Source organism: Chlorobaculum thiosulfatiphilum (assembly GCF_006265165.1).
Taxonomy (GTDB): Bacteria; Bacteroidota; Chlorobiia; order Chlorobiales; family Chlorobiaceae; genus Chlorobaculum; species Chlorobaculum thiosulfatiphilum.
This window is the reverse complement of sequence record NZ_VDCH01000016.1, coordinates 1-24247: the sequence shown is the minus strand read 5'-3', so window position 1 is coordinate 24247 and position 24247 is coordinate 1. Positions and strand designations below refer to the sequence as shown.

At 57.5% G+C, this 24247-nt stretch carries 22 protein-coding genes and 1 pseudogene; 13 read left to right on the top strand and 10 right to left on the bottom strand.

The features are described from left to right. Positions 1 to 116: 116 nt before the first annotated feature. A complete protein-coding gene (gene gpmA, locus FGF66_RS08110) occupies positions 117 to 860 on the bottom strand; it encodes a 2,3-diphosphoglycerate-dependent phosphoglycerate mutase (RefSeq protein WP_139457159.1) in 744 nt (247 codons plus the stop codon). Between the two features lie 30 nt (positions 861 to 890). Between gpmA and FGF66_RS12655 the strand changes: the two genes are divergently transcribed. From FGF66_RS12655 to FGF66_RS08100, 3 genes are all read left to right on the top strand, one after another. Next, positions 891 to 1082 (top strand): hypothetical protein, encoded by a 192-nt coding sequence (locus FGF66_RS12655; protein ID WP_170181283.1) that lies wholly within the window; start codon positions 891 to 893, stop codon positions 1080 to 1082. A gap of 113 nt (positions 1083 to 1195) precedes the next feature. After that, positions 1196 to 2458: a nitronate monooxygenase gene (locus FGF66_RS08105; RefSeq protein WP_139457158.1), complete on the top strand. Its 1263-nt coding sequence runs from the start codon at positions 1196 to 1198 to the stop codon at positions 2456 to 2458. A 115-nt stretch (positions 2459 to 2573) separates the two neighbouring features. Then, positions 2574 to 3581 (top strand): hypothetical protein, encoded by a 1008-nt coding sequence (locus tag FGF66_RS08100; protein WP_139457157.1) that lies wholly within the window; start codon positions 2574 to 2576, stop codon positions 3579 to 3581. Positions 3582 to 3877: 296 nt separating this feature from the next. Here the strand turns inward: FGF66_RS08100 and FGF66_RS08095 are convergent, their stop codons facing one another. Together FGF66_RS08095 and FGF66_RS08090 are read right to left on the bottom strand one after the other, a co-directional pair. Continuing rightward, positions 3878 to 4621 carry a DUF3800 domain-containing protein gene (locus tag FGF66_RS08095; RefSeq protein WP_139457156.1) on the bottom strand — a complete coding sequence of 248 codons (744 nt, stop codon included), beginning with the start codon at positions 4619 to 4621 and terminating at the stop codon, positions 3878 to 3880. Between the two features lie 522 nt (positions 4622 to 5143). Beyond that, positions 5144 to 5602 carry a nucleoside deaminase gene (locus FGF66_RS08090; RefSeq protein ID WP_139457184.1) on the bottom strand — a complete coding sequence of 153 codons (459 nt, stop codon included), beginning with the start codon at positions 5600 to 5602 and terminating at the stop codon, positions 5144 to 5146. A gap of 148 nt (positions 5603 to 5750) precedes the next feature. Here FGF66_RS08090 and sucC (FGF66_RS08085) point away from each other — a divergent pair, with 148 nt between their 5' ends. Continuing rightward, positions 5751 to 6929, top strand: a complete 1179-nt coding sequence (gene sucC, locus FGF66_RS08085) for an ADP-forming succinate--CoA ligase subunit beta (RefSeq protein ID WP_139457155.1) — start codon at positions 5751 to 5753, stop codon at positions 6927 to 6929. A 102-nt stretch (positions 6930 to 7031) separates the two neighbouring features. Here the strand turns inward: sucC (FGF66_RS08085) and FGF66_RS08080 are convergent, their stop codons facing one another. Next, on the bottom strand, positions 7032 to 8369 hold the full coding sequence (locus FGF66_RS08080; RefSeq protein WP_170181282.1) for an acyltransferase family protein: 1338 nt from the start codon (positions 8367 to 8369) through the stop codon (positions 7032 to 7034). A gap of 89 nt (positions 8370 to 8458) precedes the next feature. On the opposite strand from FGF66_RS08080, the pseudogene sucC (FGF66_RS12945) reads away from it, so the two are divergent. Continuing rightward, a pseudogene (gene sucC, locus FGF66_RS12945) lies at positions 8459 to 8688 on the top strand (succinate--CoA ligase subunit beta); the annotation flags it as partial. A 648-nt stretch (positions 8689 to 9336) separates the two neighbouring features. On the opposite strand, the gene FGF66_RS08070 reads toward sucC (FGF66_RS12945), so the two are convergent. Genes FGF66_RS08070 through FGF66_RS08060 form a run of 3 tightly spaced genes read right to left on the bottom strand, consistent with a single transcriptional unit; the run spans position 9337 to position 13533 of the window. Then, positions 9337 to 11292, bottom strand: coding sequence for an ABC transporter permease (locus FGF66_RS08070; protein WP_139457152.1), 1956 nt, complete (start codon positions 11290 to 11292; stop codon positions 9337 to 9339). Beyond that, a complete protein-coding gene (locus FGF66_RS08065; protein ID WP_139457151.1) occupies positions 11289 to 12272 on the bottom strand; it encodes an efflux RND transporter periplasmic adaptor subunit in 984 nt (327 codons plus the stop codon). Before FGF66_RS08065 ends, FGF66_RS08070 begins: the two co-directional genes overlap by 4 nt. Further along, positions 12259 to 13533 (bottom strand): TolC family protein, encoded by a 1275-nt coding sequence (locus FGF66_RS08060; protein WP_139457150.1) that lies wholly within the window; start codon positions 13531 to 13533, stop codon positions 12259 to 12261. Before FGF66_RS08060 ends, FGF66_RS08065 begins: the two co-directional genes overlap by 14 nt. A 177-nt stretch (positions 13534 to 13710) precedes the next feature. Here FGF66_RS08060 and FGF66_RS08055 point away from each other — a divergent pair, with 177 nt between their 5' ends. After that, positions 13711 to 15666: an ABC-F family ATP-binding cassette domain-containing protein gene (locus FGF66_RS08055; protein ID WP_139457149.1), complete on the top strand. Its 1956-nt coding sequence runs from the start codon at positions 13711 to 13713 to the stop codon at positions 15664 to 15666. Positions 15667 to 15769: 103 nt separating this feature from the next. On the opposite strand, the gene sugE is transcribed toward FGF66_RS08055, so the two are convergent. From sugE to hemN, 3 genes are all read right to left on the bottom strand, one after another. Further along, positions 15770 to 16090: a quaternary ammonium compound efflux SMR transporter SugE gene (gene sugE, locus FGF66_RS08050; protein WP_139457148.1), complete on the bottom strand. Its 321-nt coding sequence runs from the start codon at positions 16088 to 16090 to the stop codon at positions 15770 to 15772. Between the two features lie 202 nt (positions 16091 to 16292). After that, a complete protein-coding gene (locus FGF66_RS08045) occupies positions 16293 to 17438 on the bottom strand; it encodes a Gfo/Idh/MocA family protein (RefSeq protein WP_139457147.1) in 1146 nt (381 codons plus the stop codon). 65 nt (positions 17439 to 17503) lie between these two features. Then, positions 17504 to 18934 carry an oxygen-independent coproporphyrinogen III oxidase gene (gene hemN, locus FGF66_RS08040; protein ID WP_139457146.1) on the bottom strand — a complete coding sequence of 477 codons (1431 nt, stop codon included), beginning with the start codon at positions 18932 to 18934 and terminating at the stop codon, positions 17504 to 17506. Between the two features lie 125 nt (positions 18935 to 19059). Between hemN and purE the strand changes: the two genes are divergently transcribed. The 7 genes from purE (at position 19060) to FGF66_RS08000 (ending at position 24196) form a co-directional block, all read left to right on the top strand. Further along, positions 19060 to 19587, top strand: coding sequence for a 5-(carboxyamino)imidazole ribonucleotide mutase (purE, locus tag FGF66_RS08035; RefSeq protein ID WP_139457145.1), 528 nt, complete (start codon positions 19060 to 19062; stop codon positions 19585 to 19587). After that, positions 19574 to 20080 (top strand): cupin domain-containing protein, encoded by a 507-nt coding sequence (locus FGF66_RS08030; protein WP_139457144.1) that lies wholly within the window; start codon positions 19574 to 19576, stop codon positions 20078 to 20080. Before purE ends, FGF66_RS08030 begins: the two co-directional genes overlap by 14 nt. A gap of 165 nt (positions 20081 to 20245) precedes the next feature. Beyond that, entirely contained in the window at positions 20246 to 21538 is a 1293-nt protein-coding gene (locus tag FGF66_RS08025) for an NAD(P)/FAD-dependent oxidoreductase (RefSeq protein ID WP_139457143.1), read from the top strand. Beyond that, positions 21522 to 21782 (top strand): hypothetical protein, encoded by a 261-nt coding sequence (locus FGF66_RS08020; protein ID WP_139457142.1) that lies wholly within the window; start codon positions 21522 to 21524, stop codon positions 21780 to 21782. The genes FGF66_RS08025 and FGF66_RS08020 overlap by 17 nt, the downstream gene beginning before the upstream one ends. Before the next feature lie 67 nt (positions 21783 to 21849). Beyond that, positions 21850 to 23058, top strand: a complete 1209-nt coding sequence (locus FGF66_RS08015; RefSeq protein ID WP_139457141.1) for an aspartate aminotransferase family protein — start codon at positions 21850 to 21852, stop codon at positions 23056 to 23058. After that, complete coding sequence (locus FGF66_RS08010) at positions 23021 to 23296, top strand: hypothetical protein (RefSeq protein WP_139457140.1); 276 nt, start codon at positions 23021 to 23023, stop codon at positions 23294 to 23296. The genes FGF66_RS08015 and FGF66_RS08010 overlap by 38 nt, the downstream gene beginning before the upstream one ends. A 438-nt stretch (positions 23297 to 23734) precedes the next feature. Further along, a complete protein-coding gene (locus FGF66_RS08000; protein ID WP_139457139.1) occupies positions 23735 to 24196 on the top strand; it encodes a protein kinase family protein in 462 nt (153 codons plus the stop codon). Positions 24197 to 24247: the final 51 nt, after the last annotated feature.

The following is a 24247-nucleotide window of genomic DNA, read 5'->3' as shown; positions in this document are numbered from 1 at the left end:
TCCTTGTGCAAAGGCCAGAATATAAGGTATTGAACAGAAAATTCATGACCTTTTAACCTTCAGGCCCGAACCTCCGGAGCAGACGAAATGTCACGCAACCGGAAGTCCGGAAAAGCTCAGGCTTTGCCCTGTTTGGCGACTGCCTCCACCTTTTTCTTCAGCTCCTCCTGGTCACCCAGATAGTAGCTCTTCAGCGGCTTGAGATCGTCGTCGAGTTCGTACACCAGCGGAATGCCGGTAGGAATGTTCAGGCCAACGATGTCCTCGTCGGATATGTTGTCGAGATATTTGACCAGCGCCCGGAGCGAGTTGCCATGCGCCGTGATGATGACGTTCTTGCCGTCGCGAATCTGCGGCGCGATGGTTTCGTGCCAGTAGGGCAGGAAGCGGGCGACCGTATCCTTCAGGCACTCCGTGGCGGGTAGCTCTTCCGGGGACAGCGAGGCGTAGCGAGGATCCTTGCCCGGCCAGAACTCATCGCTCTCGGTGAGCGCCGGCGGAGGCGTGTCGTAGCTGCGTCGCCAGACAAGCACCTGCTCGTCGCCGTGGCGCTGCGCGGTCTCGGCCTTGTTGAGGCCCTGCAAGGCGCCGTAGTGGCGCTCGTTGAGACGCCAGCTCTTGGTGACGGGAATCCACATGAGGTTCATCTCGTCGAGCGCCGTCCAGAGCGTTCTGATGGCGCGCTTGAGCACCGAGGTGTAGGCCATGTCAAATACAAAGCCTCCGTCCCTGAGCAACTGGCCGGCGGCTCTCGCCTCTTCTCTTCCTTTCTCGGAAAGATCGACATCCACCCATCCGGTGAAACGATTCTCCCGGTTCCACTGGCTTTCACCGTGCCTCAGCAGGACAAGTCTCTTCATGTAACGCTCCTTGTGCTCGTAAATTTTTTCTTGGAAAAGGAAAGAGTGCGCCATTTACAGGCTTGGCAATTTACTATTCTGAAAAACCATTCTCAAACATTATCCCGCATGACGGCAAGGCCCTTTTCTTTCCCTGGACAAGAGATTTTTTGTCCGGAGAAGGCCCGCTTTTATGGCATTATCATTCAAAATGTTCTATCTTATATGCTTTTTGACGCTTGATGACCGAACCTGACTTTCTGGCACCGGCTACCGTTGCCCGTTGGACGGCGGAACAAGCCAGCGCGCCCTCCGGGCAGCACCTCAGTAACCAGCACGTATCCGATCTGAACACCATGAACGTCAACAATTTCAGATTAAAGCTCGGCGGAAAAGAGTTCGTCCCTATCGTCATCGGCGGCATGGGAGTCAACATCTCGACTTCGGAGCTTGCCTTGTCGGCGGAACGGCTGGGTGGTATCGGCCACATCTCCGATGCCGAGGTGATGTTCGTCTGCGACCAGATATTCGGCACCTCATACGTCAGCGAAAAACGTCAGCGTTACGCCTCTTTCGTCAACAATCGTGACAAGTCGGCGGTACAGTTCGACCTGGAGCAGCTCGCCGAAGCTCAGAAGCGCTACGTTTCCTGGACGATAAGTCAGAAATCAGGCAACGGCGCGATCTTCATGAACTGCATGGAGAAGCTCACGATGAACAACTCCTCCGCCACGCTCAAGGTACGCATGGAGGCCGCGATGGACGCAGGTATCGACGGCATCACGCTGGCTGCGGGACTGAATCTCAGAAGCCTCGACCTCATCTGCGAGCACGAACGCTTCCGCGACGTCAAACTCGGCATCATTATCTCTTCGGTGCGAGCACTCTCCATCTTCCTGAAACGCGCTGTTCGCTTGCAGCGGCTGCCCGATTACATCGTGGTCGAAGGCCCGCTCGCCGGCGGCCATCTCGGCTTCGGCCCGGACGACTGGCACGCTTACAGGCTGGAGACGATTGTCGCCGAGACGCTCGCCTTCCTGAAAAAGGAGAACCTCGACATTCCCGTCATTCCGGCGGGCGGCATCTTCACCGGCACCGACGCGGTCGAGTACCTTCAGATGGGCGCTGCCGCCGTGCAGGTGGCCACGCGCTTCACCATCGCCAGGGAAGCGGGCCTGCCGGACGAGGTCAAGCAGCATTACATCAACGCCAGCCCAGAGGATGTGGAGGTCAACCTTGCATCGCCCACCGGCTACCCGATGCGGATGCTGAAACAGTCGCCCACGCTGCAATATGGCATGAAGCCGAACTGCGAGGGACTCGGCTACCTGCTCGACAACAGCGGCAAGTGCTCCTATATCGACGACTACTACCAGTCGCTCGAATCGAGAGACCCTGCCGAAAACCGCTTCGTCGTCAAAGGCCACACCTGCCTTTGCACCGGCATGGCGCGCTATGACTGCTGGACTTGCGGCCATACGGTTTCGCGCCTGAAGGAGACGGCCAACCACCTGCCGGACGGCTCGTGGCAACTGCCCTCCGCCGAGGATATTTTCATGGACTACCTCCTGAGCGAAAACCACTCGATCAGGAAACCGGAGATCGAAAAGCAGGCGTGAGCGGCGGCCTTTTTGCCTCTGACGCTCAGATAGCTTACCTTGACTGGAAAGGAACGGCGCGGGCAAGCGTCCGTTCCGGAACGTGATTTTGGCCAGAAACCAGCTTCCTGCCAGCATGAAGAAACAACTGCTTTCCTGGTTGAGGCTTTTGGCCTCGTTCACCATCCTCCTCGTGGCGGCCATCGCCGTCAACCAGCTCTACAGCCTTTCCGTGCTGCTGAACGGCCTTCTCCCATACTCCGGTTACGCGTTCCTCGCCTTGTGGGGACTCTTTTTCGCTGTCACGCTTTTCACCGGCTTGCGGCTCTGGCGTGCGCCGAAGCTGCCGCCGCTGGCCGACCGGGTCGGAGGCAGCAACTTCGAGCCGTACATCGCGTATCTGGGCAAATCGCTCGCCGTGCATCGCGCCCATCCCGACGGCGGCAAAAAAGAGCACGACCTGCGGTGGATCAAGGCCAACCTCAAGCTCCACGAAGTCGATGCGCTCAACGCCACCAAAACCGTGGCCACGAAGAACTTTTTCATCGGAGCCTTCGCCCAGAACACCTCCTACGGCACGACCACTTCGCTCATGAACAACATCAAGCTGGTCTGGAACATCTACGCGAGATACAACCGCGAGCACTCGATCAGGGAGTTCCTGCGGCTGCTCAGATCAGTTTACGAGTGCCTGCCGCTGTCGGACTTCAATAAGGAAGAGCTTCCGGCGCACATCAAGCCGATCATCCAGTGCTCCTTCAGCAACACGCTCTCGTCGCTCTTGCCTGGCGGCAACCTGCTGACGCCGTTCTTCCTCAACCTGTTCCTGGCGGGCGCGACAAACACCTACCTCACCTGTCTGGCGGGAATCATCGCCTCGAAACACAGCCAGGTGCTCTCGCTCGAAGACAAGCAGGAGATCGTGCAGCAAAGCATGTTCGAGGCGGCGTTCATGTTGCGGGAGATCGTCAAGGAGTGCAACCCGATTCTCTCCGTGACGATAAGCAACGCCGTCAAAAAGGCGGGCATCGAAAGCCTCGACACCGTCACCGCGCCAACATCAGGCAGCGGCCTGGCCCAGGACATCGTCTCCCACCTCGCCAGCTCGATCAAACATATTATTATGGAGAGCGGGAAGGAGTAGCGTTGAATTATGAATTGTGAAGAGGGAAAAATGTTGCGACGGGAGGAGAGGAAGCCGGGCTAAAGGTTCAATAATCGTTCAACCGTAGGGGCTAACGCGCTCAAGGATTTCATTGAACTTCTGCAAAACCTTCACCTATCTCACGCACCTCCTGCTCAAAAAGGATGGGTTCATGAAAGACAATTATTGTTTCAATCGATACATTCTCACACAATCATCGAAACGTTTCCGAAAGATAAAGTTTAACATGAGAAGCTCTACACGGATTATCAAGGCGGGTACTCTCGATGGAATGGTTAGGCAATATTCTTGTTCCACTCAATGCTGTGCACTTGAGTTGCTTGCACCAGTGGAGATATTGCTTCAAGCATGGATTCTTTGAACTTACTTAGAGCACCGATCTCTTTGCAAAGAAGTAATCCAATGACCAAGTCTGAGAACTGAAGAATTCGAGAGCGCTTCGAATCCATGAAAACTGGTGGCGGTAGGCGAGTGAAGTTTGGAATCGTGACCCCCGAAGCGCTCCAGCCACATGCAAGTAATTTCGGAATGTTTTCGATAGCGCTTGAGTAGAATCTGTATACCGGACGAAATGCTTCTGATAAACCGAGATCAACGACAATCTGGACTATTCCCTGCTTCATGAGATCAGCCAAATAGGAACTTACGATGTTGAAGTGCGCTAATTCTTGTATCGCCAGTTCGGGCTTGAGGTCTTTGAATATGCTTAATTGAGACTCTCGGCATTTGGCATGACTAATGAGAAACTTCGCTCCTAGTTCGACAAGCAAGACAGAGATGGATCGACAAACTTCAAATTTGAACTCGTCTGATGTGTCCCGAAGGAAGTTCGAATACTTGCATTCGCTGACTGGTGCGGAAACATCCCCCTTTTGAGCCAGCTGGAATAGCTGCTTCTCTAGGGCAATCTCGACATCGACTACTTGCTCACTCTTCAGCAGCATGCCGCCGATGTTACAATGCCAGTACGAATCCTTCTTCCGGAAAGACTCGTCGAGATAGAAATAGGTTGTCTCCATGACGCTTAACGGCTATATTAGCGGCGGACGGCGAAACTGTCAGAATAACCGCACAGACTCAATCCCGTCCGCTGTATGTTTTGTTAGTTGCGATACTCGATATTGATGGCCCAATGACAAAGGAAAACCCCAAGAGCAACGCGCCAATCAGCGAAAAGCAAGACACCGTAACCAACCAACTGCAAAAATATTGCAAACCACTTCATATTCTTTTGTACAACTTTTTGCTCCTTTAGCAACTAACAACATTTAGACTGATCCGCCTAATCCAGAAAAGGCAGAAAGCTTCTTTCCGTATGACAACCCTAAAATCATAATCACAGCTTTTCCGTCACACGTGTAGCATCTGCTCTGATCTGCTCATTCGGAAGGCCGTCCCGGAAGGGGCACTGTATAAGCTCGACGGCGGAGCTTACGAGAATATCTACGATGATTATCGGAGTTTTACAAAACTCAATAACAATTTGTCAGCCACCTCCCTGACCTAAAACCCCTCAAACGACGCGCCTTCTTCTCTCTCTTTCACCGACCTCGCAGCCCCCGAAAGAAATCCTGCAAGAGACTCTCGGCTTTGCGCTCCATGATGCCGCCGTAAACTTCGGGCTGGTGGTTGAGGGCGTTGCAGCCGGTGATGTTGAGCACGGTGCCTGCCGCGCCCATTTTTGGATCCCACGCGCCGAAGACCACGCGGCCAATTTTCGAGAGCACGATTGCCCCGGCGCACATCGGGCAGGGTTCGAGCGTGACGGCAAGTGTGCACCCTTCGAGATATTTGCTGCCGAGCGTGCCCATCGCCGAGGTCAGGGCGATCATTTCGGCGTGGGCGGTGGCGTCCGAGAGCATCTCGACCTGGTTGTGGCCACGCCCGATCACCGAGCCGTTCGGGTCGAGCACCACCGCGCCAACCGGCACCTCCTTGCTCTCGTAAGCCTTGATGGCCTCCCGAAAAGCCAGTTCCATACAGTAGTTCAGGTCATGCATGAGCGACAAAAGAAATCTGCGCTTCGGGCCACAGGGGTTTCAGCAATAGGGATTTTTTTATTATCATGAGGTTTAAACCTCTTTTTCATTCCGCGTTGAGGCCGGTCTTGTCCGGCAGTCTTTCTATCATAACCATAGAACTTGTGCTATGAATATTCATGAGTATCAGGGCAAAGGCATCCTGAAGCAGTTCGGTGTGGCCGTTCCCAAGGGCATAGTAGCATTTTCGGCTGAAGAAGCAAAACAGGCGGCGGAGCAGCTTTTCGAGGAGCAGTCGAGCCCCGTGGTGGTCGTCAAGGCGCAGATTCATGCCGGTGGCCGCGGCAAGGCGGGCGGCGTCAAACTTGCGAAATCGCCCGAAGAGGTGTTCGAGGTCGCCCAGAAAATGCTCGGCGCGACGCTGGTGACGCACCAGACCGGCCCCGAAGGCAAGGAGGTTCGCCGCCTGCTCGTCGAAGAGGGGATGAATATCGACAAGGAGTTCTACCTCGGCATCACCCTCGACCGCGCCACCTCGAGCAACGTGCTCATGGTCTCGACCGAGGGCGGCATGGAGATCGAGAAGGTGGCCGAAGAGACCCCGGAGAAGCTGCTCAAGATTCACGTCGATCCGGTCTATGGCCTGCAAGGCTTCCAGGCTCGCGAGGCGGCATTCTTCCTCGGCCTCAAGGGCGAGCAGTTCCGCAACGGCGTCAAGTTTATCGAAGCGCTTTACAAAGCCTACACCACCATCGACGCCTCGCTGGCCGAGATCAATCCGCTGGTCATCACCAAGGAGGGCCGGGTGCTCGCGCTCGACGCCAAGATCAACTTCGATGACAATGCCCTGTACCGTCATCAGGATTTCCACGAACTGCGCGACATCACCGAAGAGGATCCGCTCGAATACGAAGCCTCGAAGTCGAACCTCAACTACGTGCGCCTCGACGGCAACGTCGGCTGCATGGTCAACGGCGCGGGGCTGGCGATGGGCACCATGGATCTCATCCAGCTCTCCGGCGGCAGACCGGCCAACTTCCTCGACGTAGGCGGCGGAGCCAGCCCCAAGACCGTCGAAGAGGGCTTCAAGATCATCCTCGGCGACAAGAACGTCAAGGCGATTCTGGTCAACATCTTCGGCGGCATCGTCCGCTGCGACCGCGTGGCCGGAGGCGTCATCGAAGCCGCCAAGAACATCGGCCTGACAGTGCCGGTGATCGTGAGGCTCGAAGGCACCAACGCCACTGAGGCGCAGAAAATGCTCGACGAGTCGGGCCTCAACCTCATCTCGGCCAAGGGTCTGCGCGATGCCGCCGAAAAGGTGCAGAAGGCGCTCGCCATGGCATAACAAGCCCGCTCACTCATAAAACGGAAAAGCCCGCCCCCCAAAGAACTTCAGGGAGGCGGGCTTTTCCTTGTCAGCAATCGCTCACTCGGCCATGCGCCGCACTCACTCTTTGTCAAGCTTTGAATCCGGCAGCGAATCATGATCGGAAACACCGGGCACATGCCTGTTGACAGGGCGCGCCCTTGCAATCTCGTTCCTGCCGACTCCGTCCATCGATTCGTTGCTGTCGCCAGCAAGCAGGCGCTGCGGAGCCAGATTGTGTTCATTGAAGGCGACCTCGGCTTTTCTCGTCGAACCCAGACTTGCATTGACAGAGTACGTGCTTCTCGCCCAATAGCCCGTCACCAGCATGACAACGGTCCCTGCTGTAAACAGAAGATAACTCAGACGTTGCCGTTCCGGACGGTTCAGCGATGATCGTACCGGTTTTTCAACCCAGTTATACGATGCGACCGACAAGGTGACGGTCAGCACGATTTTCAGAATGAGTAGCGATGCGTATGGCATTGTGATCAGCGCATAATCGACGATGGCATAGACCGGCCAGTGCCAGAGATAGAGTGAATAAGAGGCCTTGCCAATCACAACCGCCACAGGGTGAGACAACAGACGCTCCGTCACGCCGGTTCTGGATTCCTGCGGACGGCCAATCACCAGGACGGTGCCGAACACGGGAAACGCAACGATCCAACCGGGAAAGCCCGTGTCATCATGAATCATGAATTGGGAGGCGATGATCACAACGAGACCAGCACTGGCGAGCAAGGCATCTATTCTCTTATTCGAAATCGATGAACCGTTATCGCCCTTCGAGGAAAAGGGCAAAACAGCCAGAATACACCCGGCAAGAAGTTCCCAGGCGCGCGTTGGCAGCAGGAAAAAGGCCCATTCCGAATCAACCTCTGTCAGCACGATGCAGGCTATAAAACTGAGAAGAGCCGCGATTGAAAGAAAAATCGAAAGCGATTTGCGGGAACCCCTGTACCGGTCGGCCAGAAACAGGATCAGCGGAAAAATCAGGTAATACTGCTCCTCGATGGAAAGCGACCAGTAATGGACAAACGGAAGCTCTTCGAACTCACCCGGCAAAAAAACAAACTGCATATTGGCCAGGGAAACCGCAGCGGCAGCTAACGAAGAACCGACCAATGCGAAATCGTAGTCCTGATACAGCATGGCAGTCACCGCAAAAATGGTGATCGATACCAGGAAAAAAAGGGGGGAAATCCGGGAAATCCTGCGTTGATAGAATCGGGCGAAGCTGAACCGCTCTTTGTCGAAATCCCTGATCACGATTGAAGTGATCAGATATCCGGAGATTACGAAAAAAATATCGACGCCAGTTATCCCGCCGGGCAAAAGCTCTCTGTCAAGATGGAACAGCATAACGGAAACAACCGCAATCGCCCTTAATCCATCTAATGCAGGCCTGTATGTCATTCTCAAAAAAATAAAATTATACCGTCATGTCCGGGAAACGCTGTCAACTGCTCATATCCACAAGGAGTGGCGGGGAAAAAATTGCTGATCGTGATGCCGTGAAATTCATCACGGCAAGCGACAACGCCCATTCCATGCCCGACGCCTCGCCGGTTGAAATCAACCCGCTGGTCGCCACCCGGGAAGGCCACGTACTGCTGACAACAAGATCAATTTTGACGACAACGCTCTGGAGCGTCACAACGCGTGGCTCAAACTCCGCGACTCGAGGGGAGAGTATCCGCTCGAACATGAGGCCGCGAAATCGAACCTCAACTACCGGCACTGCCTCTGATTCCAGTTCTTGAGAAAAAAAACGGTTGAACCCTGCCGGTACTGGCTTATAAGTCCAATAGCTCACTTGCTTCAGAAACGGAATAAGGCGCCTGCGCCGAAATCGCCCGAAAAGAGCAGCAGACGTACGCCACGGCATATACAAGCCCGCGCACTCATACAATCAAGCCCGTCTTTACAGAACTTCGCAGAGTCGGGACTTTCCGGTTTGCCTCTAAACAGAAGAAAAAAGGGGGGGGAACTCTTTCAATACAAAAAAGGAGATGGCCTGCACCCCTTAAAAAAAAGCCGGGCGAAAGGATCAACCAACCTTTCGCCCGGCCATTTCAGCAACAACCCGTCCTTCTCCGTGATTCATCGTTTCAACTACTGCATTCATCTTGAATCATCACAATCAACCATACCAACATTATGGAGAAGACCAGGAAAGTTGCTGTCACTCAACACACAAAGAACAACACATCACAACCATACTCAAGAACATTCAACACAATAACTCACCTTAACTTTCAACTCATCACTTACACTTGATATGACGATGACCTCTGGAGTTCCTTGCGCGCTTTTTTATTTTTTTTAAAAAAAAAGTTTTTTGCCTGCCAAATCGAGATTAATCCGACTCTCCAGAGAGCGCTCACTCGTAGCGCAACGCCTCGACCGGCTTGAGCGCGGCGGCTTTCCGGGCGGGCCAGAGGCCGAAAAAGAGGCCGATCAGCACCGAAAAGCCCGTGGCGAGCACCACCGAGAACATCGAGGTTTTCACCGCCCATCCGGCGAAGGTCGAGAGCATCACCGACACGCCCACGCCAACCGCGATGCCGATGAGGCCGCCCGTGAGCGTCATGCCCACCGATTCGATCAGGAACTGAAGCATGATGTCCCCCTTCCGCGCGCCGATGGCTTTGCGCAGGCCTATCTCGCGGGTGCGCTCCGTCACCGAGACCAGCATGATGTTCATGATGCCGATGCCGCCCACCACCAGCGAGATGGCCGCAATCGAACCAAGCAACATGCTCATGGTCTGGGTGGTGGCGCTGAGCATCTGCTGGAACTCCGTCATGTCGCGGATATTGAACGAGTCGTCGTCATCGGGCTGAATCTTGTGCCGTTTGCGGACGAGCGCGTCGATAGCCTGCTTGGCCGGTTCGATGTTTTCGGCGCTCGACACCTCGACGTAGATGCTGTCGAAATACTCCTTGCCGAGCACCCGGTACATGGCGGTCGTCACCGGAATGAGCACCACGTCGTCCTGATCGCGCCGTCCGGCAAAGCCTTTCGGAGGCGCGACGCCGATAATGGTGAAGTTGATGCGGTTGACTTTGAGCGTCTTGCCGACAGGATCCGCGTTGCCGAACAGCTCGGAAACCACGGTCGTGCCGACAATGGCCACCTTGCGGCGCGCCTGGATCTCGCCACGGGTGAACCAGCGTCCGGCAACAGGAACGACCGAGCGCATCCGTCCGTAATCATAGTCAACCCCATCGACCGAGCTGTTCCAGTTTTTGTCCTGATAAACCAGTTGCGCCGATCCACTCACTTCGCCGGAAACGCGGCTGACCAGCGGCTTGAGCCCGGCGATGGCCTCGGCATCCTGCGCGGTGAAGCGGGTGAAGGTGCCGGAGCCCTGCGCGGCCCCGCGAATCCTGGCCGAACCGCCCCGAAGGGAGAGCAGGTTCGATCCCATCGATTTGAGCCGCTCCTCCATCGAGGCCTGCGCTCCCGTGCCGAGCGCCATCATGGCGATCACCGAGGCGACGCCGACCAGAATGCCGAGCACCGAGAGCAGCGTCCTGATCTTGTTAGAGGTGATCGAGCGGAACGCCTGCGAAACGAAGCCGAGCATCCGCGAAGGCTTGAAAAGCGGCTGGTGCTCGATCTTCATGACCGCCGGAGCAGCTTCGGGCCGGAACTCCATCCCCTCCCGCTTCCGGTCTTCGATAATCTTGCCATCCTTCATGGTGATCACCCGCCCGGCATATTCAGCGATGTCCGGCTCGTGCGTCACCATGATGACGGTCTTGCCCTGCCGGTGCAGCTCGGTGAGAATCCGCATGATTTCGTGCGAATTCTTCGTATCGAGATTGCCGGTCGGCTCGTCGGCGAAGATGAGCATCGGGTCGCGGATCAGCGCGCGGGCGATGGCCACCCGCTGCTGCTCGCCGCCCGACATCTGGTTCGGGCGATGAGCGGAGCGGTGGCCGAGGCCGACCATTTCGAGGCGCTTCAAGGCATCGGCGCGGAAGTCGCCGCGCTCGTCGCTGTAGATGCAGGGCAGCATCACGTTGTCGATCGTACTCATACGTCCGAGCAGGTGGAACTGCTGGAAAACGAAACCGGCGACGTTGTTGCGAAGCGTGGCCAGCTCATCGCCGTTCAGCTTGCCGACCTCTTTGCCCATCAGGCGGTACTGGCCGCTGTCGGGCACGTCGAGCAGGCCGAGAATGTGCATGAGCGTGGATTTGCCCGACCCTGACGCCCCCATGATGGCCACGAACTCGCCCTGACCGATGGTCAGACTCACGCCGTCGAGGGCGCGAACCGGACTCTCGCCAATGGTGTAAGTCCTTTTGATGTCAACGATTTCGATCATTCGCCCCTCTTCTGCCTTTCTCGCCGGGGTTGCGGCAAAAAAGGATTGCTGCCGCCGTTATCCTTCGGCAGAACGAACGCCTTTTCCGTGACCACCACAACGTCCGAAGCCGACAGGCCGCTCAGGATCTCGACGTTGTTGTCGTCCTGCAAGCCGAGACGCACCGGAACCCGACGGACAGAGTCGGGCGCCGCCGCCCGCGTCAACACGAACGACCGGCCATTCCGGCTCTTGACGGCGGCGAGCGGCAGGGTGAGCACGTTCTCTTTTTCTTTGACGATGATGTCGATATTGGCGCTCATGCCCGACCGGAACACCTCCGGCACCGTCAGGGGAAGGATGTCCACATGGTAGATATTGACGTTGTTGACCAGCGTCGATTCGTAATAGATATGATCCACCCCCCCCTCGACCCGGATGTCGGCATAGGCGTCGAGACTGATCCGCGCCTTCTGGCCGACTTTGACGTTGCCGATGTCGGTCTCGTCCACGTCGGCCTGCACGATGAGCCGGTCGGAGAGCACGAGAACGGCGTCGCTCGTGGTGATGGTCTGGCCGGGATTGAGGCTGCTGACGATCACCTGCCCGTCGATAGGCGAAATCAGGGCAGTCTGGTTGTACACCTTGTTCCAGTAATCGATTTCGCTCTGCCCCTTCTGCGTGGCCGCGTCGAGCAGCGCCGCCCGTTCGGTGGAGCTGACCAGCGCGAGCACTTGGCCTTTTTTGACGAACTCCCCCTCTTTGACGAGAATCCTGTCGATCCTGCCACCCACGGGGGACTTGATTTCGAGCCGGTTCTGCGGCTTGATGGTCGCCGTGGTCGAAACCATCTGGCGGATAGCGCCAATTTCGGGACGGTACTCGCGGTACGAAACCTTCGGTTTGCTGTCGAAAACGGCCCGGAAAATGAAAAATCCGGCGGCGGCGACGACGACGGCGGCGACCGCTCCCCAGATCAGTTGCGATTTACCTGCTTTCAAGAGTGCCTCCTTTTGCCTGAACCCAAGCCGCCTCGGCGAAGAGGAGATTGGACTGGGCGTTGAGATATGATTTTTTCGCGCTCACGAGATTGTCTTCGATGATCGTCCACTCGTTGAAAGAGACCAGCCCCGCTGAGTACTGCGCATCGGCGATCCGCGCCCGCTCGGAGGCGGCAGCGAGAAATTTTTTCTGCACATCGACATTGCCGGAGGCATCGATGAAACTCTTCCACGCCTGCGCGAGGCTGCGCTTGAGCGAAAGATAGAGGCTCTCCTCGTCGGCGCTGAGCTGGTTCACCACCGCCCGCGCCCTGGCCACGCCCGCCTTGACGGAGCCGCCCGCGTAGATCGGCACCGACACGTCGATGCCCGCCTGCCAGTCGGTGCGGTCGGGCGGAAGCTGCCGGAACGCGCTGTTGCCAAAACCGGTGCTCAGGTAAACCGACGGCATGAACGCACTCCGCGCCGCCTGCAAGCTGTACCCGGCAGCATCTTTCTGCGCAGTGAGATTGAGGTATGTGGGACTCTCCTTCGCAATCCGGTCGAAATCTGGCGACTGCCGGGTCTGCTGGCTCGCCGTGAACCGGCCGGTCACGCGGAGCGCGCCGGTCGCCGCGCGGCCAAGCTGCGTGCCGAGCACCACCTGCGCCAGTTCGAGGCCGCGCCGGGCCTGCGCCACCTCGAACTCCGCCTCGGCAAGATCGGCCTGCGCCTTGCTGAGCGAGCCGATATGCTCCGTGCCCGATTTGTAGAGCAGCGCGATCAGCCGCAAGTTCTGCTTTCGCTTGGTCATGATCTCCTGGGCGAGCGACACCTGCTTCTGCGCCGTCAGCAACTCAACGAACGCCGTGCGCAAGGCGTAGCGCGTGGCTACCGAAACTTCGCTTTCGTTGTACTTCGACGCCTTCACCGATTCGGTGGCGGAGTTCACTTCGCTGGAGGTTTTCGCGCCGTCGAAGAGCAACTGACTGGCGTTGACCCCGTACGACCACGCCCCGGCGGGAGCCGCAGCGCTCGATCCCGAACGCTCGCCGCCAGCCGACGCGCTGACGGAGGGCAACATGCCACCCTTGACGATCCTGCGTTGCGCCTCGGACTGGCGGACACTTTCCGCCGCCGAGCGCAGATCGGGATGATGCGCGGCAGCTTCGGCGAGGCACTGCGCCCAATCGAGCGTCTCCGTCGCCAGCGCGGAGGCCTGCGGCAGACAGGCGAAGAGCTGCACGACGGCAATAATAAGAGCTGACCCGAGTGGTCTCATGATCCTGATATAATGTTAAAATACTTTGCGATATACACGGTTTTGACGCCGCAAACATCTGTTTCCAGCGTTTCCACCGGAAAGCCCCGGACGCCCGGCTCTTCGAGCGAAACCGGAGATGGCATGGCGCTTTAACGAAATATCGTATCTTCACACCAAACCTGAAACCGCGACTCCATGCTCGAAGCACGAAATCTCTCTCTTTCGGCAGGCACCAAGGTGCTCCTGCGCGACACCTCCTTCAGAATCGGCGACAAGGATCGCGCCTCGCTGGTCGGCCTGAACGGCACCGGCAAATCCACGCTCCTGCGCCTGCTCGCCGGCCAGCTCAAGGAGGACGGGCCGATGAGCGACGGGCAGATCATGAAGTCCGCGACCACCTCCATTGGCTACTTGCCGCAGGAGATTTCGTTCGAGGGCGACCTCGACAAAACCGCCCTGCAGTACGCGCTCGAAGCGAACAAAACGCTGCACGAGCTTTCCGAAAAAATCACGTGCATGGAGCACGAGCTCGCCCTTCCCGATCAGGATCACGCAGGCGAGGAGTACCACAAGCTGATCGAGCGCTTCAGCGACGCCTCGCACGACTTCGAGCGGCTCGGCGGCTACCGGATGCAGTCCGACGCGGAGAAGATTCTCTCCGGCCTCGGCTTCAGCGGCGCGGACTTTTACAAAAAGGTCAAGGAGTTCTCCGGCGGCTGGCAGATGCGCCTGCTCATCGCCCGGCTGCTCTTGCAGAACCCGACGCTGCTGCTGCTCGACGAGCCGACCAACCACCTCGACATCGACTCCCTGCGCTGGCTCGAACAGTACCTCTTGAACTACGAGCACAGCTACCTCATCGTGTCGCACGACCGCTTTTTTCTCGACAAGCTCACCACCAAAACGCTCGAAATCGCCTTTAACGAGATCACCGAGTACAAGGGCAACTTCAGCTATTACGAAAAAGAGAAGGCCGAGCGCTACACGCTCCTGATGTCGCGCTACGAGAACGACATGAAAAAGATGGCCGACCTGAAATCCTTCGTTGACCGCTTCCGCTACAAGGCCACCAAGGCGCGGCAGGCGCAGAGCCGCCTGCGCCAGATGCAGAAGCTCGAAGAGGGGTTGCAGGCCCCGGAGGAGGATCTGTCGCAGATCTCCTTCTCCTTCCCGAAAGCGAGGCCGTCGGGGCGCGAAGTGCTCCGGCTGGAAGGGGTCTCCAAGTCCTTCACGCTGCCGGACGGATCGACGAAAACCGTGCTTCGCGACATCGACCTCGAAATCATGCGCGGCGACCGCATCGCCATCGTCGGCTCCAACGGCGCGGGCAAGACGACGTTTTGCCGCATTCTGGCCGACGAAATCGACTTCGAAGGCAAGCGCCAGACCGGCCACCACGTCAGCATGAACTACTTCGCCCAGCACCAGACCGACAACCTCGCGCCCGAAAAAAGCGTCCTTGAAGAGATGATGGACGCCGCCCCCTCCTCCGAGGCGCAACGCCGTGTGCGCGATATTTTGGGCTGCTTCCTCTTCAGCGGCGATGCGGTCGAAAAGAAGACCGCCGTGCTTTCGGGCGGCGAGAAGTCGAGGGTGGCGCTCGCCAAGATTTTGCTCCAGGCCTCGAACCTGCTCATCATGGACGAGCCGACCAACCACCTCGACATGCGCTCCAAGGAGATGCTCATCGACTCGCTCGAAAACTACGACGGTACACTGCTTCTCGTCTCGCACGACCGCTATTTCCTGGATAGCCTGGTCAACAAGGTGTTCGAGATCAAAAACGGTGGAGTGCAGGTCTATCTCGGCACCTACGCCGAATACCTCGAAAAGGCCGAAAAAGCGTGGGAAGAAGAAAAAAAGCAACTGGCCCAGGCCGCCGCGAAACAGGAGGCCGAGCGCAAAGCCGCCGCCTCGAAGCCGGTCGCGAAAAAACCCGCCCCGCCCAAAGCCAACCGCAAAAAGATCGAGGCGCTCGAAAAAGAGATTCAGCGCCTCGAAGAGTCAAAAGCCCAGCACGAAGCGATGATGGCCCAGCCCACCTTCTACGACCAACCCGCCGAAGAGAGCCGCAAAGCCACCGCCGAATACGAAGAAGTTTGCCGCGAGCTGGACGCGCTGTACGTTTGCTGGGAAGAAGAGGCGGGGTAGGGAGAATTATGAATGCTGAATGCTGAATTATGAATTGTTTGTAGCCGCGGCCCGGTGGCCGTCCTGTCCACACCGTCCATTCAGTCCACTTCGTCCACTCAATTCACCTCCCCGCCAGCACCCGCAAACCAGCGACTCCGGCGATAATCAGGAAAATGCAGAAGATTCGCGCCAGGTCGCGCGATTCGTCGAAAAGCAGTATTCCGGCCACGGCGACGCCCGCCGCGCCGATGCCGGTCCAGACGGCGTAGGCCGTGCCGACCGGTACGGTTTTCATCGCGATGGAGAGCAGCCAGAAACTCACCAGCATCGCCGCGATGGTCAGCGCCGACGGCACAGGCCGCGTGAAGCCTTCGGAATATTTCAACCCCACCGCCCAAGCGCATTCAAACAGCCCGGCAACAAACAGCATCACCCACGCCACGGTTCAGTTCCTCTCGACAGTTTTTTTCTCAAAATCGGATTTTTCTCCGGTAACAATAATCAGAAATGGGACTCATAGGACAAATGAGACTTATGGGACTTATGGGACTTATGGGACTTATGGGACAAAAGAGTTCAAAACAATTCTCCCCAAATTCCCATCTTTCAATTCATAATTCATAACTCATAATTCATAATTCTCTTCACACTTTCACCCACCGCTTTTCGCGGTCGGAGTCGAGACCGGCTTGCATCACCCTCTGGATAATCAGGCCGTCGCGGAAGCTGGCGGCGTCTTGCAGGATGACCGGGTCGCCGCTCTTCAGCGCCTTGACGATGCGGTGCGCCAGAAAGGCGAAGCCGACGGCAAAGATGCCGTGCACGGCCAGCGACGAGAGCTTGATCTTGGCCTGAAGCACCAGCTCGTCCCACGGCAGCATCGGCTCGACCTGCTTCCAGCGCGGCGCGTCGATGAGGCTGCGCCCGCCCTTGAGTTCGCTGTTGACGATCTCCCAGAGCTTGCCTGCCCCGTCGAGCCTGATGGTTTTCAGGCTGCCGACCACTTCGAGCGAGAACCAGGTGTAGGAGCCGACCGTGGTGACGTGCATGAGCGACGACGCGCCGAGCGCCACCGACGACGGGCCGAACTTCATGAACATGGCGAAGCTGTCGTCCGAACTGACCGGCAGGCTTTTGCCCGGCGTCGAGGCGTCGGGGCGCTGCGAAATCGAGGTCGAGAGGTTGCAGCACACCTCGGAAATCTCGCCGACAAGGAAGCGGTTCAGGTCGATCAGGTGCGAACCGAGCGCCCGGAGCGCGCCGCCGCCTTTCGAGGCGTCGCTCCACCACGACCACGGCAGGTCGGTCCGGTTGCGCGAGGCGAGGTTCACCACGGCGCGGACTTCATAGACCTTGCCAATCTCGCCGCTGTCGATCATCTGCTTCATGCTCCTGACCGAGGGGTGATACCGAAGCTGGTGATCGATCAGGGAGAGCGCTGGCGATCTGGACGCGAGCGCGTTCATGCGTTCGGCCTCATCGACGGTCAAGGCGAAGGGCTTTTCGCAGAGCACGCTGCAACCGCTTTCGAGCACGCCCGAAACCATCGGCTCGTGCAGCCAGGTCGGCGTGGTGACGCACACCAGATCCAGCGGGCACTCGTCGAGCATCTCGCGCCAGTCGGCGTATCCAGCCGGAATGCCGAAGCGATCCATGAACTTCTGCCGTCGCCGTTCCGTCGGGCTGGCGACCGCCGCCAGCACCACATCTTCCATCAGCGAAAAGGCCGGGGCCTGCGCCACCTGCGCCCATCCACTACCGATAAATCCTATTCGTATATGTTTTTTCATCGTTCTGGTCATAAAAAAAGGGCGATCCTGAGATCACCCTTTGAAGAAATTGTTACCCGGCCACCTCAGGTTGTCTGCTGAAGCTTGGCCTGACGGGCCTTTTCAATGTACTCCTTCTGGATGTCTCGCGACACGTTGTACGCCTTCGAAAGGCTGTCGGAGCGCCAGAGATGCGCGTCGAACGCCATGCAGACGTTGCGGAGGAAGGGTACGCCGATTTCGGTGACCTTGACACTCTTCTCGCCGAGTTCGACAATGCCGTCGTTCTCCATGTCTTCGAGGCGATAGCGGGCGACGTCGAGCTCCTCGGTGTAGAATTTCGGATCTTCCCAGGAGGTCTCCTGGCGGCACATCAGGTTCAGGATGTGGCGGCGAAGCACCAGGTCTTCGTCGGAGAGCAGGTGGCCGCGCATGATCGGGAAGCGGCCTTTGTTGACCTCCTCCATGTAGCGGTCGTCAGTGCGCTCGTTCTGCGCGAAGGCGTACCAGGTGTCGCTGATCGACGAAGCGCCGAGGGCGAGCATCATCTGGGTGGTGTTCTCGGTGTAGCCCATGAAGTTCCGATGCAGGGTGCCGTTCTTCATCGCCTCGTAGAGCGCGTCGCCCTCGATGGCGAAGTGATCCATGCCGATTTCGTGGTAGCCGATCGATTCGAGCATCGCGCGTCCCTTGTCGTACAGCTCCTGCTTGACGTCGCCCATCGGCAGGTCTTCGACCTTGAAGCGGCGCTGCCCTTCGTAAAGGTGCGGATTATGACCGTAGCCGTAGAAGGCGAGGCGGTCGGGACGCAGTTCCATCACCTTCTGGATAGTGTCGGTGACGGTGGCGAGGGTCTGCTTGGGCAGGCCATAGACGAGGTCGAAGTTGATCGAGTTGAAGCCGATTTCGCGGGCCATGTCGATCTTCTCCTTGACCAGCTCGAAGGACTGCGGGCGGTTGATCTCCTGCTGCACGACGGGATCGAAGTCCTGGATGCCGAAGCTCATGCGGCGGAAGCCGACGCTGTAGAGCGCTTCGAGATGCTCTTTCGAGGTCGAGCGGGGATTGGTCTCGAAGCTGAAAATGTAGTCGTCCATCTTGTTGACATCCTTGAACATGGTATCAACCAGCCTGACGAGGTTTTCGGGACTGAAAAAGGTGGGGGTGCCACCGCCGATGTGCAGCTCCTTGACGTTGAGTGTGCCCGGGAACACGTCGAGGTACATCTGCCACTCCTTGATGAGGGCGTCGATGTATGGCTTCTCGAAGGAGTGATCGTTGGTGCGGTGGGCGTTGCAGCCGCAGAAGTAGCAATGGTTTTCGCAGAACGGGATGTGGATGTACATGCTGATGCCCGTGGTCTCGTTGCTCTCGTTGAAGCCCTTGACCATAGCCTCTTTCCACTGCTCCTGAGTCACGCCATCCTCGCTCCAGGAGGGAATGGTGGGATAACTGGTGTAACGCGGGCCGGGATTGCTGTACTTCAAGGCCAGCTTTGCGACGACATCTGTTGTCATTGTATTCTTCCTTGGCAAGTGTTATTTTTTGTTTGACTTGGGGAAAATACAAAAACTCCGCAAATTCATAGCCTTCAAACTGCAACGGCCTTAACATTCGCAAGACCGCACAATTTCTTTTTTCCATGACACCACCATCCACAGACCCGCAGACGCCGCTGGTCGGCATCCTGATGGGTTCCGATTCCGATTTCGACATCATGAAAGAGGCGGCCATCGTCCTCGACGAGTTCGGAATTCCGTTTGAAATTTCGGTCATCTCGGCGCACCGTACGCCGGGCGACCTCGAGGCCTACGCCTCGTCCGCCGAAGAGCGCGGCCTGAAGGCGATTGTCGCCGGAGCGGGCGGGGCGGCGCACCTGCCGGGCGTCACGGCGGCCATGACGGTGCTGCCGGTCATCGGCGTGCCGATCTACAGCAAAAAGCTCAGCGGCCAGGACTCGCTCTACGCCATCGTGCAGATGCCCGCAGGAATTCCCGTGGCCACCGTCGGCATCGACAACGCCCGCAACGCCGCGCTGCTCGCCGTGCAGATGCTCGCCCTCGGCGACGCCGAACTGATGCAAAAGCTCAAGGAGTTCCGCCAGAAGCTCGCCGAAGCCTCGCGCCAGAAGACCGCCAAAATCCGGGAAAAACTCCGTGCGAACGGCTGAGTTCTGGATCGAGCGGCTCCGGCTCGAACGCCACCCCGAAGGGGGCTGGTACCGCGAAACCTACCGCAGCGAAGGCTCGTACGGTTTCGACGCCAGCACCCCCTTCGGCTCCGCGCGAAGCTACGCGACCTCGATTTACTACCTGCTCCAGCGCGGCGACCGCTCGCGCCTGCACCGCATCAACTCCGACGAGCAATGGTACTTCCACGCCGGATCGCCGCTCGACGTGCACTGCTTCCCCGAAACCGGCGAGCCGTCGTCGTTCACGCTTGGCCTCGATCCGGACGACGGCGAAACGCTGCACTCGTGGGTTCCGGCGGGCTGCTGGTTCGGCGCTTGCCTCGATGATCGCGCCGCCGCCCCGGACGCCTATGCGCTGGTGAGCTGCGTTGTCGCGCCGGGCTTCGACTTCCGCGACTTCGCCTTCGCCGACCAGGCAGAGCTGATCGCGCGATTTCCCGCCCACGCCCGGATCATCGAAAAGCTGAGCTGAAAAGCCCAGGCCGGCGTAACGCTTCGGTAACGGCGATAGCAAGATTCGCCTCATTTTTATTACTTTCCAGAGTTTGTGCATGATGAGGGCATCTTTGCCGTAACTTGACTGCTATACGGATGTCCAGGCATGGATTTGAGAAATGAACGAGAGAATCTGAACGAGATGAAAAAAAAGGTCGTGATTGTCGGCGGTGGTTTTACCGGTCTGAACGCCGCAAGGATCCTCAGTAACAGAAAAGATGTCGAAATCACGCTTATCGACAGGAAGAACTACCATCTCTTCCAGCCGCTCCTCTACCAGGTCGCCATGGCCGCGCTCGGCGAGGGCGACATCGCCACGCCGCTGCGCAACATGCTGGCCGGGCAGGACAACGTCACGGTCTTCAAGGGCGCCGTCTGCAACGTCGATCTCGACGCCCGGAAGGTGAAAACCGATTTCGGCGATGTCGAGTACGACTACCTCATCCTCGCCTGCGGAGCGCAGCACCACTACTTCGGCAACAACCAGTGGGAGGAATTCGCCCCCGGCCTGAAAAACCTCGCCCAGGCATCGGAGATCCGCCGCCGCGTGATGGAGGCGTACGAAGCCGCCGAACGCACCAACGACCCGAAAGAGCGCAAAAAGCAGCTCACCTTCGTCATCGTCGGCGGCGGGCCGACCGGCGTGGAGCTTGCCGGATCGATCGGCGAGATGAGCCGCTTCACCTTGTCGAAATTTTACCGCCACATCGACCCGAAGCTGACCCGCATCTTCATCGTCGAGGCCGCCGAGCGCATCCTCGGCACCTTCTCGCCCGAGCTGTCGAGCAAGGCGACCCGCGAGCTGGAAAAACTCGGTGTGCAGGTCTGGACGTCGAGCATGGTGAGCGACGTGGACGGCGACGGCGTACAGATCGGGCGCGAGCGCATCGAGGCCGCCACGGTGCTCTGGGCGGCGGGCGTCAAAGCGGCGGAGATCGGCCAGAACATGGGGGTCGAGACCGACCGCAGCGGGCGCGTCATGGTCGAAAGCGACCTCAGCCTGCCCGGCCACCCGGAGGTGTTCGTCGGCGGCGACCAGGCCTGCTTCACGCTCGACAACGGCTCGACGCTGCCTGGCATGGCTCCGGTGGCGATGCAGGAGGGCAACGCCATTGGCCGCGCGATTGTCGATGACCTGAAGGGCAAGCCGCGCAAACCGTTCAAATATCGTGACAAAGGGCAGATGGCCACCATCGGGCGCAACCGGGCGATTGTCGAAATCGGCAACCTGAAGTTCAGCGGCACGCTGGCCTGGTTCACCTGGCTGCTCGTGCATATCTATTATCTCTCGACCTTCAAGCACCGAGTCTTTGTCCTGATGCAGTGGGGCTGGTCCTACTTCACCTTCGGCCACGGCGCGCGGCTGATCGTCAACAAGGACTGGCGCTTCTACCGGGAGCAGAAATCGTCGCCTTGCGATGACAAAAACGCCTGACGCCGACCCGTCGGGCGCGGTGAGTTCGCGAAAAAAAGGGCGCTTGCCGATCACCATGGCGCTCGACGCGCTGCTTTCCGTCACATTTCTGGTGCTCGCCGCGTATATTGGCTTCTATGCTTCGCGAATGAATGGAGCCGATGGCCGCGACCTCTTCTGGTTCTCGCTGCTGCTCGGCGCCTACGGCATCTGGCGGGCGATCCGCAGCCTGATCCGCTACCGCCAGCGAGACGAGGAGAGTTGACGGGTCAGCGCTGATTTCGATAAGAAAAAAAATCACAACCCTGATTTTTAAAGAACAAACCATGACGATGAACACACCTGCAATAAATCTCGAAACCGAGAAGCAGCTTTTCTTCCACAACTACGCCAGACTTCCGCTCGACATCGCCAGCGGCAAAGGCTCGTTCCTCTACACGAGTGGCGGCGAGCGTTATCTCGACATGATCGCCGGAATCGGCGTCAACGCCATCGGTTACGGCGACGAGCGCCTCCAGCACGCCATCACCGAGCAGGTGTCGAAATACATCCACGTCTCGAACCTCTTCATGCAGAAGCCGCAGTTCGACCTGGCCGCGAAGCTGCTCGAAATTTCGGGGCTGTCGAAGGTCTTCTTCTGCAACAGCGGCACCGAGGCGATCGAGGCGGCCATCAAGCTCGCCAGAAGATTCGCCTCGCGTGACGGCGACGCCAGCAAAACCCAGGTGCTCTCGCTGACCAACTGCTTCCACGGAAGAACCTACGGCGCGCTCTCGCTGACCGCCAAGCCGAAGTATGTCGGCGGCTTCGAGCCGCTCGTGCCCGAAACCGGTATGATCGATTTCAACGACGTGGAGGATCTGGAACGCAAGGTTTCCAGCCGCACGGCGGCGGTTTTCGTGGAGTTCGTGCAGGGCGAGGGAGGCATCCACAAGGTGAGCGAAGCGTTCATCGCGCGGCTGAAGGCGCTGGCAGCGGAGCACGATTTCCTCATCGTGGCCGATGACATTCAGGCCGGATGCGGACGCACGGGCACATTTTTCAGCTATATGCCGTATGATGTGCAGCCCGACCTCGTCTGCGCGGCCAAGCCGCTCGGCGGCGGACTGCCGCTCGGCGCGATCATCGGCTCGGAGAAGGTCGCGGAGGTCTTTGCCCCCGGCAGCCACGGCACGACCTTCGGCGGCAACCCGGTCGCCTGCGCGGCGGGTCTCGCCATGATCGAGGCGATCTACGCCGACGGGTTGATGCAAAACGCCCTCGAAACCGGCGCGATGATGCGGGCGGCTTTCGAAAAGATGGCTGAAAAATACGCGCAGATTCTCGAAATACGCCAGTATGGCCTCATGGTCGGCGTCACAGTGCATCGCGAAGCGAAATATTACGTCGAGGAAGCGCTGAAAAGAAACGTACTGGTCAACGCCACCAGCAACAACGTCATCCGTCTGCTTCCGCCGCTCTCGATCAGCAAGGAGGAGGCGCAACTCTGTCTCGATACGCTCGATGAAATCTTCAGCGAAGAAAAGCTCCCGGAAGCCTGAGCCAGCGGCCAAGCAGCCGCCAGCCGCCGCAAAACCGGCCCCAGCCACGATGCCGCTCGGCGCGATGAACTACCTCTTCATCGCGCTCGGCGCGGCAGTGCTCGCCCTGAGCTACGCCGCGATGTACCTCGAAAAAGCCGTTGACGGCTTTTTCGCGCTCGACATAGCGCCCTTCACGCTGGTAGGTGCGTATGCGTGGATTCTCTTCGCTATTTTCTGGCGGGGGAAGAAGAAATAGTGCCGATCAGTCTGATCCATCCGATCTAAGCGCCAACAAACGACCATCTTCGTAGGGGCGCATGGCACGCGCCCGGATACGACACCGCCACCCAAACCAGATTTGACACAACTAACAAAGGCAGCTCACCTTTGTTTGCGATGGGTTACAAATTTTCTACCTTCATACAATGTGTTGGTTGAAGTACAAGGTCTTTTCACCTTTCCCCCACAGCAAATGCCTCACGCAAGTCACGCCATACGAAGAAGTCCTCTCGACCATAGGGGTGAAATAGCTTACAGCAAATTAAAAGCCCATTCGATGATTTGGAATCACTGGGAGAAGAATACGCCTGGCAATAACACGCTGCTTTGTTGCGCTTATTCGTCCAATACAGGATGTAATGCGCAGTAGAGTAGCACACCAAAGCAAGCCTGACGTAAAAACAAGAGAAACAAAATGATTGCCGAAAGATTTTCAAAATTTATAAAGAGCAAAAATAAGCATATCACATTAACCTTAGGCGAAGTGCAACTAAAAGATGTTTTGGGCCAAGGGGGCAACGGAATCGTTTACAGCGGAAAAATCCTTAACGAAACAATTGCATTAAAATTTCTAATCTCTGAGGCGAGCGGAAATACACTAAAAAACAAAACAAACAGATTTCTTGCCGAATACTTCAATGTTGTAACTCTAAAAGAATCTACAGGAATTGTAAAATATATCGATTATGACATTTTAAATTTTGATGATAGTGAAGGTTTTGTTTCACTACCAGTCATTTTGATGAAAAAATATGATACCTCACTAAGTGCTATTCAAAAAAATAAGACTGAAGAAGAATTTAAAAAATTATTTAATTTCCTGCTTTCTACCTTAGAAAAAATTCACTTAAGGGCATCTCTAAAAAGTCAGTACTGACATAAGGTATTGAAATCTATCGATTTAACTGAAATATCCATATCTTGACGC

What these genes read in the sequence shown, in the direction of transcription:
- gpmA (WP_139457159.1), bottom strand. Translation starts at nt 860, where the DNA reads ATGAAGAGACTTGTCCTGCTGAGGCACGGTGAAAGCCAGTGGAACCGG.
- FGF66_RS08105 (WP_139457158.1), top strand. Translation starts at nt 1,196, where the DNA reads ATGAACGTCAACAATTTCAGATTAAAGCTCGGCGGAAAAGAGTTCGTC.
- FGF66_RS08100 (WP_139457157.1), top strand. Translation starts at nt 2,574, where the DNA reads ATGAAGAAACAACTGCTTTCCTGGTTGAGGCTTTTGGCCTCGTTCACC.
- FGF66_RS08095 (WP_139457156.1), bottom strand. Translation starts at nt 4,621, where the DNA reads ATGGAGACAACCTATTTCTATCTCGACGAGTCTTTCCGGAAGAAGGAT.
- FGF66_RS08090 (WP_139457184.1), bottom strand. Translation starts at nt 5,602, where the DNA reads ATGCATGACCTGAACTACTGTATGGAACTGGCTTTTCGGGAGGCCATC.
- sucC (WP_139457155.1), top strand. Translation starts at nt 5,751, where the DNA reads ATGAATATTCATGAGTATCAGGGCAAAGGCATCCTGAAGCAGTTCGGT.
- FGF66_RS08080 (WP_170181282.1), bottom strand. Translation starts at nt 8,369, where the DNA reads ATGACATACAGGCCTGCATTAGATGGATTAAGGGCGATTGCGGTTGTT.
- FGF66_RS08070 (WP_139457152.1), bottom strand. Translation starts at nt 11,292, where the DNA reads ATGATCGAAATCGTTGACATCAAAAGGACTTACACCATTGGCGAGAGT.
- FGF66_RS08060 (WP_139457150.1), bottom strand. Translation starts at nt 13,533, where the DNA reads ATGAGACCACTCGGGTCAGCTCTTATTATTGCCGTCGTGCAGCTCTTC.
- FGF66_RS08055 (WP_139457149.1), top strand. Translation starts at nt 13,711, where the DNA reads ATGCTCGAAGCACGAAATCTCTCTCTTTCGGCAGGCACCAAGGTGCTC.
- FGF66_RS08045 (WP_139457147.1), bottom strand. Translation starts at nt 17,438, where the DNA reads ATGAAAAAACATATACGAATAGGATTTATCGGTAGTGGATGGGCGCAG.
- hemN (WP_139457146.1), bottom strand. Translation starts at nt 18,934, where the DNA reads ATGACAACAGATGTCGTCGCAAAGCTGGCCTTGAAGTACAGCAATCCC.
- purE (WP_139457145.1), top strand. Translation starts at nt 19,060, where the DNA reads ATGACACCACCATCCACAGACCCGCAGACGCCGCTGGTCGGCATCCTG.
- FGF66_RS08025 (WP_139457143.1), top strand. Translation starts at nt 20,246, where the DNA reads ATGAAAAAAAAGGTCGTGATTGTCGGCGGTGGTTTTACCGGTCTGAAC.
- FGF66_RS08020 (WP_139457142.1), top strand. Translation starts at nt 21,522, where the DNA reads ATGACAAAAACGCCTGACGCCGACCCGTCGGGCGCGGTGAGTTCGCGA.
- FGF66_RS08015 (WP_139457141.1), top strand. Translation starts at nt 21,850, where the DNA reads ATGAACACACCTGCAATAAATCTCGAAACCGAGAAGCAGCTTTTCTTC.
- FGF66_RS08010 (WP_139457140.1), top strand. Translation starts at nt 23,021, where the DNA reads ATGAAATCTTCAGCGAAGAAAAGCTCCCGGAAGCCTGAGCCAGCGGCC.
- FGF66_RS08000 (WP_139457139.1), top strand. Translation starts at nt 23,735, where the DNA reads ATGATTGCCGAAAGATTTTCAAAATTTATAAAGAGCAAAAATAAGCAT.